Origin of the sequence: Bacillus sp. SRB3LM (assembly GCF_015712745.1) — a bacterium.
In the GTDB taxonomy this organism is placed as follows: Bacteria; Bacillota; Bacilli; order Bacillales; family Bacillaceae_G; genus Bacillus_A; species Bacillus_A thuringiensis_K.
Genome location: NZ_VWVQ01000078.1, coordinates 400,457 through 414,838, shown reverse-complemented (window position 1 = coordinate 414,838; position 14,382 = coordinate 400,457). Strand labels below are relative to the sequence as shown.

Below are 14,382 nucleotides of genomic sequence, written 5' to 3'. Positions count from 1 at the left end.
AGTCACTATGTATGTTCTCAAAATTAAAACTTCACTTCACTACCTCAAATTTATTGTACTCGTAAAAAGATAATTGAAAACGATATTCCGGATGTTCTCTTACCCAATCGTAGGCTTCTTCTAAAATTTCCATTTTGTTTTGCAAGTCATTAAGTTCACTACATTCGTCCTTTTTCTGTTTGCACAGAGGGCAGAATCCATTCACTATTTCCGCACTCGTCGCCCTAATAGTTTTACTTTCTAAGTCAACTACTAGACGAAGAATAAAAGAATGCTCTTCTTTTGTAGTCACCTTCATTTCAGCAATCCCATCCTCATTCCAAAAGACACCGTTTAATTCCATCTTTACTGTGACATCTTTAATATCCAAGTCTACCACTACCACACCTCCCTTGTACAAAACTCAATCTTACTCTTCTATTTTAAACTTTAATACACCACAACTTAAAGAGATATTAAGTTTTTTCCAATTCTTCTTTACTATGAAAGAAAGTGTAGTTAATGCTAATTGTGTGGTAAATATTATCCCAAAAACTAAAACAGTTAAAATGTTAAAGATTGTTTCCATTAAACTACACTCTTTTCTTTATATATATTTTTATTTTATTAATACGGTTTAAAACTCTTATTACATCTTAACACTCCCTAAGCCATTATAATGCGCAATCACAACAACAAGTTGATGCCTATTTAATATCAATACGCTGTTATTACATGTATGTAGTTAGAGATGGAGAAGAAATTCATTTAACCTCTGTATTCTCCTCCCTTTCAGCCAAGTATCTAATCTGCCTTTCCGCTTTTCTAACCGCCGTACGAAAATGTTTTTTCAGCAGTTCTACTGTATTTTCACTTATATAATATCTTTCCGTTATACTTTCCCACGTGTCACTACTTTCAAATGTACTCCATTCAAAAAGGCGTTCTGTATCTTTCTTTAGTTCTTTAAACACCCATTTTCGCATCTTTTTTTTCGCTTTTTCTGTTAGTTTTCCGTTTTTTACAAGTTCAAGTTCACCATGTCTTTTGTATCGCTTATTAATATCTCTCTCACTATACACTTTAAGAAGTATATTTGCTGTATTTTCGGCATCTGCTAAAGCACGGTGCTGTTTCCCTTCCCACGTTAAAGCGAGCTGTTCTACCGCAAATTGTAAACTTGGCGTATGTTCAAACAATTCCTCATATGCTTGAAAAACAAATTTTTGCAAATCAATTCTACTTTCTTTTTCTATACTTGGGCATTCAACACCATGTAATGTACAATCATGAGATAGAAAACGATAATCTTCTTTTCCCCATGAAACAAATATAGAATCTTCGCCGATGAACTGAATAAATTTCTCTATAATTTGAGGGAATTTTTCTACACCCATTAAATCTTTCTTCGTAATACCGGTTAATTTTGTTGTATGACGAGTTAATCGTGCACTTGGTTTTACTAACTCCGAAAATTCTTCGATTATCTTCATTGTACCTATTTCTATTTTTACAGCTCCGATATCAACTATTTCTGACGGATCTTCTGATTTATACGGTCTGAAATTCCTCTCAATATCAAACACAATGTAATGTGTAGCGTTTTTCAATTTATTTACCTCTTTCTAAATTCCTTTTCACACAAACACTTTATTTTCAGTATTTATTTATTCATGTACTTTATACAAAAATACCCAAAAAAATAAATGAAAATTCAGTCTTGTTATGATATGTAAGTAGGAGGACATCTATAAAAATGCAAAAAAAAAAGAAGGGCGAGCCCTTCTTTTTTCAAAAATTACTTCTTGTTTACGTTAGTAGCTTGAGGTCCACGGTTACCTTGTTCTACTTCGAAAGTAACTTCTTGACCTTCTTCTAAAGTTTTGAAGCCTTCGCCTTGGATAGCTGAGAAATGAACGAATACGTCTTCTCCGCCTTCAACTTCGATGAAACCGAAACCTTTTTCTGAGTTAAACCATTTTACTTTACCGTTTTGCATGAAAAAAATCCTCCTACAATGTACCTATATGTACATATTCATTTTCAACCACCTTACAATAATAAGCCAGATATTAAAAAACTGCAACCCCTGAGGAGATTTAACATTGCTATCCTCCTCGGAAGTTACAGCTCATTTAAATCTCTATATTATTAAAAGTAAAATGGTTTAAATATACTATATCATATCAATATAATAAAAGTAAAGTTTTTTTCTTAAATTATTTTTCGTTCCCACTGCATTGCTTTTAATTCGCCTGATCCGGCTACTACATAACCATCTTTTTGATTAACAATGCGCCATCCGTGCCCTTTAACTGAATCACATACTGTAACAATACCTTCGTCAAGAAGCACACGGCACACACTACTAATACCCGCCTTATTTTGTGTTGAAGTTGTATATAAAACATGTTGATCTACACTTAAGTCTAAATAACTACTTGCTTTCTGCTCACTTTGACATGTATGCCAATATATTTTTTCACTCGCAATACTTTCATCTATTTTACAATAAGAAATACTCCCGCTAACTCCCTTGCACGATCCACTTGCCGCTACTAAATAAGAATTGTGTAAAGTCAACGCGGAGATCATTTGATTTATCGCAATTTTAATCCTCTTTAATTTACGTGTCTTCAAATCAAAGAGCCAAACACCACCATATTTAGCATGTATTTTCGTACCAATAAATAAGTAATGCTTATATAAAAATAACGATCGAATAGACGGTGCCGCACTGCCATACTCAAGAAACGGATGAATAGTCTCCCATGTCGAACCGAAATTATTAGAAAGATACAGCGTTTTTTCTCCATGAGCAATGACAGTTCCTTGTACATTGCTACATACATTCCAACTCGTTGCTTTTGTTGGAAAACGCTGAATTGTCCAGTTCTCTCCACCATTCATACTACGAATAAAAATCCCTTCGTCACCTACACCATAAACTACATTATCTTCGCTATGTAAATCCCTAATTCGTTTTTGAAAACCATTTAAAATTCGTTTCCATTCTCCGTCTTGTTCAATAAATAAGCCATTATATGTAGTAGCTAACAACAGTTTTCCATCTCTTAACTTTGTAATAGCAGTTGCACTTAACATTGTCTCCACGTTGACACTCCCATTCTTAGAACTTCTCAGCAAATGCAATTGCAAAATTACTGCATTTTTCAACATCCTCTTCATCTTCTGGAGCTAATTCAATTTTCAATCCTTCTTGTACAAGCTCTGCACCACGTTCTACAAGTTTCTCTTCAAATATCGTTACCGCTTCACAAAACAGTTCATACGCCGTATCTCCTGATCCGAATACCGCTACTTTTTTCCCTGATAAATCTATATTTTCTAAGTCATCATGGAAATCTTCCGCTTCAAATGGTAGTTCACCATCTCCCCACGTATAAGATCCTAAAATGATTCCATCATAAGCTAATAATTCTTCAGCATCCATGCCTTCCATCTCTTGCAATACTACTTCATGATCAAAAGCATCTAAACTAACTTTTATTAAATCAGCAATACTCTCTGTATTTCCTGACATACTTGCATAAGCTATTAAAATTTTCGCCACTTCGGCATCCCCCTCTTACAATAAATGATTCTCATTCTCATTATATTAATAATGAGAATCAATTTCAATTGATTTTTTCTACTTTTATTTACATTACTTATTTCAAATAAAGTGAAACTTTAATGAGTAGGAGTTTTGTTCATCCCCCACTCATTATTAGTTGAACCAATCGGACTTTTACGGGCAGCAGGGCCCTCACCTAACTTCTTTGCTTCCACTGAATTTTGAGGTGGGGGGTCTTACTGTCCGGCAAATAGCGGGATAAATAAAAAAGCACAGATGACTATACAATCATCTGTGCTTTTTTATTACTTTTTAAAAATACCAAAAGGCTTTCCTACTGGTAAAACAACTTTTCCAAAGTGTGTATTTAACACTGCTGCTGCTGAACCATAGAAAGATAATAATGAAATAAGAAGTTCAGAATATGCTGCTAAATTATGCATTGCGTGCGGCATAACACCTAAAGTACTTAATGAAAGACCAATAAATAAGAAATCAATAAGGACAAAGATCATAAATAATACTTTATGTGTTTCCATTGCACCAATCGTCATAAAGATTGTGAAAATCAAATATCCGATAAAGGCTACACCAAGCTGTTTTGAATCTGCAGCTTGTGCTAATTTTTCGCCAAATACTCCAAGTTGAATTAACCAAGTCATTCCAACACCTAACCAAAATAGGCCGTACGCACCAAATGCTGTCGTACCGAATGTATTGTTATGCTTTGCATCGTGAATGCAAGCAAAGATTTGTGCAAATCCTCCTAAAAAGATTGCCCACGGTAATACAAGTGAAACGCCATCTGTTAAGCCTAACTTTTGAGATGATGCTACAAGTGTTACCATCGCTAATCCAAATAGACCAATTCCAGATGGATCCGCTGTTGTCATTTTCACATGATGTGTAGTAGTTTGATTGCTCATATAAACCTCCTGATTATAAACATACTCGAATACAATACTTAAATCAGAAGCCTATGTCAATGGTTTTTTTTGTATGTTGTCAGACGTTATATTTTATAATGATTAAATATATTTCCGACCACTTCATAAGGCTTTATATTCACTTTTTCCAACTCGTTTATCGGTAGCCATAACGGAATATAACTTCCTCTACCTTCCCGCTGAAATTCCTCAGCTGTTCCACTTCCGAACACTCCGCCTGTAATATAGGCATCATAATAATATTCATTTCCTTTATATTTTACCTTTGCAATAAGGTGCTCCACTTTTATATGTAGCCCTAATTCTTCATATACCTCTCTTTTCGTTGCCTCTTCAGGCGTTTCACCTTCCTCAACCCCTCCGCCAGGAAAAACATAATATGTTTCCTCTTCTCGAATACGTTTTATAAGAGCAATTTTCCCTTCCTGTACAATGATAGCCGCCCCGCGATTTCTTATCATTTTATTTCCTCAATACGAATCGCGACTGTTCCCCACTCTTTTTCTTGTTCTTTCGTATATATTTTGTATGTACTTTCTAACATTTCCTCTAAACTATCATTCTCACAATCCAATAATTTTTTATCAATTTGTTCATACATAGATTTAAAGCTCTCGTATCGCTTTATTTCCGTTACTTTTACCGTCATCATTTCCGTCGTCGTAAGATTCGTAAATACGATTTCATCGCCTTTGTTTATTAGTTGACGTTTTTTATCGTATAGGCGTACTTCATATACTTTTTTTCCTGATTGAATTGACTGAAACGGTTTATTATATAAACCCATTTCGTATCGCATACATCCCACTCCCTTTTGTTCATTTCACCTATTAATACAGTTCACATTACTACATCTTGCATATAATATTCCATACGTATCGCTTAATTGAGAAAGGAGGCTGAAGAAGCATGTTATATTTAAATCAAAAACCTGAATATAATAAATATGATATTGGTGATTATACTTATAGTAAAGTAGGGCCAACCATTTTTTCTTGGAACGATGAAACAAAATTAAAAATAGGTAAGTTTTGTTCCTTAGCAGAAGAAGTCGTTTTCATACTTGGCGGTGAACATCGAGCAGACTGGATAACAACTTATCCATTTAATGCACTTTTTGATGAAGGAGCACATATTACTGGTCACCCTTCTTCAAAAGGTGATATCGTAATTGGCAATGATGTATGGATTGGTTATCAATCCTGCATTTTATCTGGTGTTACAATTGGTAACGGGGCCATTATCGGCGCCAGGAGCATTGTTACAAAAGATGTACCCCCGTATGCAATTGTAGCTGGTAATCCTGCAAAATTTGTTCGATATCGTTTCCCGCAAGAAACGATTGACAAACTAGAGAATCTCGCATGGTGGGACTGGGACATTTCTGTTATAAAAGGAGCCATTCCATTACTACTCTCCGACAAAATCGACGAATTTTTCACCTCACCCAAAAAAGAATCTACATGATCAATACAGAAAGAGCATCCTTTTTTCCGGATGCTCTTTCTGTATTTATTTTTTATTTATTTGCAAATGATTACACGGAGAACATTGAAAAGGAATTTTCCCTAAGCAATTAAGATTCGTTTCACAAATTTGTTCTATCGTTGGAACAAATGGAATGACAACTATGTTACTTTCTACCATTTGTGTAACAGGTGGCAATACTGTGCCTACTTGATGTTCGAAACGAATACTCGCTTGGTTTATATAATTCCCTGAACCGCTTGGTGCTCTCTCCACTACTACTTGGAACGAAACTGTCTGTGCCTCACCCGGATTTAAACTTCCTATAAGAAATCCTGATACTGGATTTACATTTGACACTGGCGTATTATCAACAGTTACACTTCCAAGGACAAATCGAACACTACTATCTAACATATCTTGAAAACGAATATTTTGTATTGCTGTATCCCCCGTATTTGTAATAACTGTCGTAAACGTAATAACATCTCCAATCGTTGCTGTTTGATGGTCTGCCGTTTTTACGACTGTCGTTGAGACATTTTGAGGAATAAACGGGATAACAACTGTATTACTATCACCTTCAACTACTACTGGCGGCTCATTCGGATTTACAGTTGCGAGCCCATTCGCTGTAGCAGTATTTGTAACTAAATTATTTATTTGTTCTCCTGTTATGACAACTTGGAAATTAATAATTGCTGCATCATTTGGCTGAAAATCACCTAACGGAATACCAGTATTCGGGTTAGCGAATGGAAAAGGTACATCATTTACCGTTACCGTGCCATTTATAAATAGCGTATTCGGATCAATGATATCTGTTAACACAATATTGGTCACAGGAACTGTACTATCATTTATAACGGCAATTCCGTAAGTGACAACATCCCCTACCATCGCTACTTCAAAGTTTGCTCCTTTTGCAACAAATAAGATTGCAGTATTTACCGTTACAATAACTGTATTGCTCGTGTCCATCAATGTAACTGGCGGCTCTCCTGGTACTAAAATATATTCTGCTAACGCTCCAGCAACATTTACTACTGTTCCACCATCCGGAAAACTTGTAATCGTAGCTTCATATGTTACAAGTGCCGTCTCACCAACTGGAATATCTGGTATCGTAAATCCAATCTGCGGATTTAACCCCGGTTGTGGAACCCCATTTATCGTTACACTATTTGGTACGAAATCAGCTTCCTGAGATAGTACATCGATAAATTGAACATTCATTGCATCAGCAGTACCAGTATTTAATATACGAACAGTATACGTTACCGTTTCTCCTACGCCAACAACTGAATGGTCTACTTCTTTTAGCATTTCTAAGCTGCCTCTATTTATCGGCGTAACCGTCGTATTACTTGAATTTGTAATTGTAGACGGAGGTTCTCCTGGAATCAATTCGAAATCACCCGTTACTCTTGCTGTATTCATAATGCTACTAGACGGCGGAACTGCGATTACATTTACTTCAAATGTAATTAATACGCTATCCCCTACTGCAAGATCCGATAATGAAAAGCCTACAAATGGATTTAAACCTACTTGCGGAATCCCATTTATTTGTACACTTCCAGGAACGAATTCTAAACTAGGTGATGGGACATCAATAAACTGAACATTCGTTGCTGTTACCGTTCCCGTATTTGTAACTTGCACACTATACGTTAACGTATCTCCTAAACGTGTTGCTTCTTTATTTACAGATTTTATAACGCTAAAACGCCCTCTATTTATTCTTGTTATCGTCGTATTACTCGGCTCTGTTACTACAACCGGTGACTCTCCTGGTACTAAAGTAAAGCTTCCTGTTATATTTGCAACGTTCGTAATTGTTCCTGATGACGGGATGTTTGTAACTATCGCTTGAAACGTCACGATAACCGTTTCACCAACTGGTATATCTCCAACTCCAAATCCAGTAATTGGATTTAAGTTTGGTTGCAGGGCTCCATTTATCGTTACACTATTTGGTACAAATGACGCTCCTGCTGAAATAGTATCAATAAACTGAACATCATTAGCTGTTACTGTTCCTGTATTCGTTATTTGAACCGTATACGTTAATACATCTCCAACGAGAGTAGCAGCCCTATTTACTTGTTTTATAACATTAAATTGTCCTCTATTTACAGTAGTAAGTGTTGTATTGCTCGGCTCTGTTACTATAACTGGTGGTTCTCCTGGTACTAATACAAAACTTCCTGTTACATTTGCCGTATTGGCAATTGTTCCGTTTGTTGGCACACTAACAACAGTTACTTGGAATGTGACTTCTACACTTTCACCTGGATTTATATCTGGAAGCGGGAATCCATTGTTTGGATTGAACCCAGGTTGTAACACACCGTCTATCGTTACACTATCTGGTACAAATGTGATAGAGGCCGGTAATACATCGCTATATTGAACATTCGTCGCTACCACTGTTCCTGTATTTTGAACGACTGTTGTATATGTGATTGTATCGCCTACTGCAACAACCGGCTGACTTACTGATTTTAAAACATTCAAACCAGATTCATTGATTTCTGTTAATGTCGTATTACTTGTCGTTGTTTCCGTAATAGGCGGTTCTGTTTCACTTACAGCAAATGTAGCTGTAACGTCTACAAAATTAACAATCGTTCCACCTTCTGGTATGCTTGTAACCACTTCCTGATATGTGACAAGTACAAAATCATCGACAGGTATATCTGGAACTGTAAAACCAATGAAAGGATCTAATCCTGGTGCTGGTACCCCGTTTATGCTCACACTTCCTGGTATAAACGCTACACCAGCAGAAGTCGTATCGATAAATTGAACATTGGTTGCTGGCACTGTTCCGAAATTAAAGATCAATACATCATACGTTAATATTTCTCCTACAGTGGCTACTTCCTTATCTACTAGTTTCAATGGAAAAATAAACGCTATATTAATTGTCGTAACGACTAAATTTGTTAATATCGTTTCCGTAATCGGTGGTTCCTGCGGATTTGGTTGTGAAGTAAATGTAACATCTGCATCATTTAATATGACTTCATTATCTGGAATTTCTGTAATCGTCACTTGGAATGTGACCTCAATACTTCCACCAGCGATTAATAATGGAGTAACTGTAAATCCTATTTCTGGATTTAATCCTGGTTGCTGCACTCCACCTATCGTTACACTATTGTCAACAAACGTCGTCCCTTCTGGAATGACATCTTGGAAGAGTACATCTGTAACAGGGATAATTCCTACATTCGTTATTAGCACTGTATACGTTAATACATCCCCGACAGCCCCAGTTGCAACATCAACTGTTTTTGTTGCTGTTACTTCACCAGGAGGAGGTAACGGTATTGTAACTACCGTTGTATTACTTGAATTCGTTGTTGTTACAGGTGGTTGTAAAGGATTCAATAAGAAAGTGGCTGTAGCAGATGCTGTATTTAATACTGCTCCACGTGTAGACGGTGCAACTACCGTAACTTGGAACGTTACTGTCAATGATGTTCCAGCTACAATATTAGGAAGCGGGAAACCAATATTTGGATCAAATCCAGGTTGAGGCGTTCCATTTATCGTTACGCTATTTGCTACAAATGTTGTTTCTAAAGCAATTGGATCAATAAAAGAAACATTCGTTGCTGTTACTGTGCCGTTATTTCGAATGACTACAGAATACGTGTAAGTTTCTCCAAGTGCTGCTTGTTGTACAGATGAAGATTTTTGTATATTTAGCTGTGCTGTGTTTACTTGCGTCACTACAAAATTACTATTTGTTACAGTCGTTATTGGAGGGTTTGCTGGATTTATAAGAAAACTTGCAGTAACGTTCGATTGGTTTCTTATATTTCCACCGTTCGGAACACTCGTCACTGTAACTTGAAACGTAATCGTAGATGTTTGCCCGACCGGAATATTTGGTACTGGGAAACCTGCCATAGGATCCGCACCTTGCTGCACGACTCCGTTTATCGTCACACTATTTGCTACAAAGGCAGTACCAGACGGAATTGGATCTTGAAAAATAATATTCGTTGCAGGAACAGTTCCTGTATTTTGAATAAGAATCGTATACGTTAACGTATCTCCTACTCCTGCTTGCGATGTATTTACACTCTTCATTACATTAAGTGATCCTACATTCACTCGCGTCACAACAATATTACTAATCGTTACAATTGTAATTGGCGGCTGGAGAGGGCTTACTTGGAAATCCGCAGTTACATTCGCAGTATTCGGAAGAACTCTATTTGGTGGTACACTCGTGATTGTCACTTGAAAAGCAACTGTTACCATCCCTCCTACTGGAATATTGGCAAGTGGAAATCCAGTTGTTGGGTTTAAACCTGGTTGAGATGTTCCGTTTATTGTTACACTATTTGTTACAAACGTTGTTCCAACTGGAATTGGATCAAGAAATGATACATTTGTCGCTGCTACCGTTCCACTATTTTGTATACGAACTGTATATGTTAACGTATCTCCTATTCCTGCTTCAGTAGCGCTTACACTCTTTCTCACATTTAACCCTGAAGAATTCACGACTGTCATAACAGTATTACTTGGTACCGTTACAGTAATTGGTGGTTCTGTGGGATTTACAAGAAAATCTCCAGTTACATTCGCATTATTTAGGACATTATTTCCTTGGGGAATGTCATCAATTAATACTTCAAACGTAACAATTACACTCGCACCAGTAGGCAAATTATTTAATGGGAATCCGAATTCTGGATCTGCCCCTTCTTGTAAGACCCCATTCACAAAGACACTGTTTTCAATAAATAATGTACCTTGTGGAATTGAATCTTGGAAAAATACATTTGTTGCTGGTACACTACCTGCGTTTATGATTTCGATTGTATATACTAAAACATCCCCTACCGTTGCAACATCCGTATTCACTGATTTCACAACTTCAAAGTTCCCTGATTGTACTGTTGTATTCACAATGTTACTCGGAACATTGATTGTTACGGGTGGTTCACTCGGATCCACTTGAAAACTTGCTGTTACATTTGCTTGATTTAAAATATCTTCATTTTCTGGATCCTGTACAATTAATACGTCAAATGTGACTACAACTGTTTGAGCCGCAGGAATATTCGGAAGAGAAAATCCTGTATTTGGATTCAATCCACTTTGTGGTACGCCATTAATTGTTACAGAATTTGCAACAAATGAGACAGCGGGAGAAATAGTGTCTTGGAAAAACACGTTTGTTAACAGAACGTTTCCTGTATTTTGGACGGCAATCGTATATGTTAAAGTATCACCTACTGCCGCTTGTGTCGTATTCACTTCTTTTATTACATTTAAACCACCTGTATTAACTTGTGTCACAACTGTATTCGTTTGTCTATTAATCGTCACTGGTGGTTGATTCGGAATAACAACGAAATTAGCAGATACATTTCCGCGATTCGCAATCGTGCCTCCGGATGGCGTAGATGTAACCCGTACTTGAAATGTAACCGTCCTACTTCCGCCTGGAGAAATATTTGCTATCGTAAACCCAGTTGCCGGATTTGCTCCAGGTTGTGAAATCCCATCTATAGTTACACTATTTACGATAAAAGTCGTTCCAGTTGGGATTGGATCTTGAAAAACAACATTCGTCGCAAGTACATTTCCTGTATTCTCAATTGTAACGGTGTACGTAAGAACGTCATTTACAGTTGCAAAAGCTCGATCTACTGTTTTTCGCGTTCTTATATCAGCTACATTAATTGTAGTAAATACAGTATTACTTGTCGCTTGACCTGAAATTGGTGTTTGACCAGGCACTGGGGTATAGGTAAATGTTGCACTTGCACGATTTGGAATTGGATTTACAAGAGGATTAGATGTTACTCGAACTTGAAAGCGGACTACAGTCGTTTGCGAGGCATTAATACTCCCAAGATTAATACTACTTGCTGGATTTGCTCCTGGACGCGCTACTCCATTTACCGTAACACTATTTGGAACAAATGTTGTTCCAGCAGGGATATTATCAACAAAAATAACATTGTTCGCAGTGATGTTTCCATTATTCGTCACATTAACTGTATACGTTAATATGTCATTAATTGTTGCTGTTTGCAAATCTACAGACTTTTGTAAGCTTACATTCGCACGATTAATTATCGTCTGTACTGTATTTGAAGAAGCTGTACTTGTAACGAGTGGGCTTCCTACGAAAGGACGGAATTGATAAGATACCACCGCACGATTTGGAATTGGATTTGGATTTGGAAATGACGTGATCCTTACCTGAAATGTTACAATTCTCTGCGCATTATTAGGTATCGTTCCTAAATTAATTCCACTAGCTGGGTTCGCGCTCGGTTGCGCTACTCCCCCTACCGTCACACTACCAGTTATAAACGTCGTTCCGTTTGGAATACTGTCTTGTAATACAACGTTATCTGCACTTCCTGTCCCTGTATTCGGAACAGTAATTGTATAGGTGAGAATATCTCCAACTCCTGCAACTGTTTTATCAACTGATTTAACAGGATTAATAATTGGACCCGTCGCATCAATTTGAACACCAAAACCAGCTGCAGCGTATCCATCTCCATTTGTAACGAATCGAACTGTTGCTGACGTTTGATTATTTACTAATGATGAAGTGGCATTTACATTTGTAATATCCCATCCTTGTCTTCGGACAGCCAAAGCTATCCCTAACGGCTGATTCAACTCTCCAAACGTTCCAGTTGTATCTAACTCTCCAATGTCGTTACAAATTTGTGACTGAAAGAAATTATTAGCAGGGTTTCTCGGGCCGAATAATGCAATTGTAGCATTTGCATTCGGGCCGAAGCGAAGTTGATCTCCAACAATGTTGGAATCACCTTCTTGAGCAGTTACGAGCACTCTTCCTGTAACTGCTCCTGTTCCCGGAGTAGCAAATCCTGAAATGATAGTATCAACTGGTGGTGATGAAGCATCGATAATTTCTTGACCTGCATATACCGACAAATTCCGAAGTGGTAAACTTGCATTTTGATACACTACCTCAAGCGTCCATCCAGCTGAACGACTGATTGTCGGATCAGCCGAAGTTCTTGTAGCTGGCACGGCCCCTGTCGTATAAGTCCCTGCCCCACCCGCACTAACAAGATTCGTTACATTAGCAGAGCGAGCATAATAAAACTGATTGCCTACTGAACCTTGCTGCGCGGTAGCAGGGTCTGGCGTAACAGAAAATGTTCCTGCTGGTGTTGTAAATGTAATATTATCATTTAAAAATGGTAAAACATCTTCCGTATCAGTCCGGAAAGTTCCTGCCCAAACTAACTCTGCATACAAAATACTACTCCCTGCCGGAAGATTTAAAATTGCACTTGAAGAATTCAATCGCCAGTCATCCGTTGTACCTGCTGGGAACCCTGGTACTTGCAGCGCTGTATTTACCGTTGTAAAAACAGCAAGTGTACCAAAAATATTACCTGGTGCAGGCGATGTGGGACTAAGTCCTAACGTGTTCCCAGTGAACGTGACGGCACCAGTTACTGTTGTCGTAAAGCGATTCAAAAAAGGCACGTAATCATCTCATTTCATTTATAGTAAAAAGTGCTCTATACTATAAAATGTAGACAAACTATGCAATGTACTTTGTCCAACAAAATTCCGCACGTATGAGAGGAGCTTACTACACTATGCGCTATGTTATTATAACAGGAACTTCACAAGGTTTAGGTGAGGCTATCGCCGCGCAATTGTTAGAAGAAAACACGAGTATTATCTCTATTTCTAGAAGAGAAAATAAAGAACTTACGAAACTTGCACAGCAATATAATAGCAATTGTGTTTTCCACTCCTTAGATCTTCAAGATGTACATAATTTAGAAACGAACTTTAACAAAATCATTTCATCTATTCAAGAAGACACTGTATCATCTATTCATTTAATTAATAACGCTGGTGCACTCGCACCTATGAAACCAATTGAAAAAGCAGAAAGCGAACAATTCATTACGAACGTTCACATTAATTTACTTGCACCTATGATTCTTACATCTACTTTCATGAAACATACGAAAGAATGGAAAGTAGATAAACGCGTTATAAATATTTCATCTGGCGCAGGAAAAAATCCTTATTTCGGATGGGGCGCTTATTGTACAACGAAAGCAGGTGTAAATATGTTTACACAGTGCGTAGCGACTGAAGAAGGGGAAAAAGAATACCCAGTAAAAATCGTCGCTTTTGCACCTGGTGTTGTTGATACAAATATGCAAGCACAAATTCGTGAAACAAATAAAGAAGACTTCACAAATTTAGACCGCTTCATCACATTAAAAGAAGAAGGAAAACTATTATCACCTGAATATGTAGCAAAAGCTATTCGTAACTTACTAGAAACTGAAGACTTCCCTCAAGGCGAGGTTATTAGAATTGATGAATAACAAAAAGGCGTGCTAAATTAGCATGCCT

At 37.2% G+C, this 14,382-nt stretch carries 11 protein-coding genes; 2 read left to right on the top strand and 9 right to left on the bottom strand.

Annotated features, from left to right (window positions below):
* Positions 1–31 precede the first annotated feature (31 nt).
* The 8 genes from F3I02_RS25690 to F3I02_RS25655 all read right to left on the bottom strand — a co-directional run bounded on the left by F3I02_RS25690 (position 32) and on the right by F3I02_RS25655 (position 5,302).
* On the bottom strand, positions 32–379 hold the full coding sequence (locus F3I02_RS25690; protein WP_000227979.1) for a hypothetical protein: 348 nt from the start codon (positions 377–379) through the stop codon (positions 32–34).
* Between the two features lie 364 nt (positions 380–743).
* On the bottom strand, positions 744–1,589 hold the full coding sequence (locus tag F3I02_RS25685) for an exonuclease (RefSeq protein ID WP_074593028.1): 846 nt from the start codon (positions 1,587–1,589) through the stop codon (positions 744–746).
* Between the two features lie 188 nt (positions 1,590–1,777).
* Complete coding sequence (cspB, locus tag F3I02_RS25680) at positions 1,778–1,978, bottom strand: cold shock-like protein CspB (protein ID WP_001179150.1); 201 nt, start codon at positions 1,976–1,978, stop codon at positions 1,778–1,780.
* A 215-nt stretch (positions 1,979–2,193) separates the two neighbouring features.
* Complete coding sequence (locus tag F3I02_RS25675) at positions 2,194–3,093, bottom strand: WD40/YVTN/BNR-like repeat-containing protein (RefSeq protein ID WP_196478545.1); 900 nt, start codon at positions 3,091–3,093, stop codon at positions 2,194–2,196.
* Positions 3,094–3,109: 16 nt separating this feature from the next.
* On the bottom strand, positions 3,110–3,553 hold the full coding sequence (locus F3I02_RS25670; RefSeq protein ID WP_001062755.1) for a flavodoxin: 444 nt from the start codon (positions 3,551–3,553) through the stop codon (positions 3,110–3,112).
* 308 nt (positions 3,554–3,861) lie between these two features.
* Positions 3,862–4,482 carry an acetate uptake transporter gene (locus F3I02_RS25665; RefSeq protein WP_000070938.1) on the bottom strand — a complete coding sequence of 207 codons (621 nt, stop codon included), beginning with the start codon at positions 4,480–4,482 and terminating at the stop codon, positions 3,862–3,864.
* An 86-nt stretch (positions 4,483–4,568) separates the two neighbouring features.
* Positions 4,569–4,964 carry an NUDIX hydrolase gene (locus F3I02_RS25660; RefSeq protein WP_000620833.1) on the bottom strand — a complete coding sequence of 132 codons (396 nt, stop codon included), beginning with the start codon at positions 4,962–4,964 and terminating at the stop codon, positions 4,569–4,571.
* Positions 4,961–5,302, bottom strand: a complete 342-nt coding sequence (locus F3I02_RS25655; protein WP_001268365.1) for an ASCH domain-containing protein — start codon at positions 5,300–5,302, stop codon at positions 4,961–4,963. The genes F3I02_RS25660 and F3I02_RS25655 overlap by 4 nt, the downstream gene beginning before the upstream one ends.
* A 110-nt stretch (positions 5,303–5,412) precedes the next feature.
* Here F3I02_RS25655 and F3I02_RS25650 point away from each other — a divergent pair, with 110 nt between their 5' ends.
* Positions 5,413–5,970: a CatB-related O-acetyltransferase gene (locus tag F3I02_RS25650; protein ID WP_000966299.1), complete on the top strand. Its 558-nt coding sequence runs from the start codon at positions 5,413–5,415 to the stop codon at positions 5,968–5,970.
* Between the two features lie 45 nt (positions 5,971–6,015).
* Here F3I02_RS25650 and F3I02_RS25645 read toward each other — a convergent pair whose 3' ends face one another.
* Entirely contained in the window at positions 6,016–13,488 is a 7,473-nt protein-coding gene (locus tag F3I02_RS25645) for a DUF7507 domain-containing protein (protein ID WP_196478544.1), read from the bottom strand.
* A 116-nt stretch (positions 13,489–13,604) separates the two neighbouring features.
* Here F3I02_RS25645 and F3I02_RS25640 point away from each other — a divergent pair, with 116 nt between their 5' ends.
* Entirely contained in the window at positions 13,605–14,354 is a 750-nt protein-coding gene (locus F3I02_RS25640; protein WP_196478543.1) for a (S)-benzoin forming benzil reductase, read from the top strand.
* Positions 14,355–14,382 lie beyond the last annotated feature (28 nt).

Bases quoted from the DNA above. Each gene is read 5' to 3' on its own strand.
- cspB (WP_001179150.1), bottom strand. From the start codon at position 1,978: ATGCAAAACGGTAAAGTAAAATGGTTTAACTCAGAAAAAGGTTTCGGT.
- F3I02_RS25665 (WP_000070938.1), bottom strand. From the start codon at position 4,482: ATGAGCAATCAAACTACTACACATCATGTGAAAATGACAACAGCGGAT.
- F3I02_RS25660 (WP_000620833.1), bottom strand. From the start codon at position 4,964: ATGATAAGAAATCGCGGGGCGGCTATCATTGTACAGGAAGGGAAAATT.
- F3I02_RS25655 (WP_001268365.1), bottom strand. From the start codon at position 5,302: ATGCGATACGAAATGGGTTTATATAATAAACCGTTTCAGTCAATTCAA.
- F3I02_RS25650 (WP_000966299.1), top strand. From the start codon at position 5,413: ATGTTATATTTAAATCAAAAACCTGAATATAATAAATATGATATTGGT.
- F3I02_RS25640 (WP_196478543.1), top strand. From the start codon at position 13,605: ATGCGCTATGTTATTATAACAGGAACTTCACAAGGTTTAGGTGAGGCT.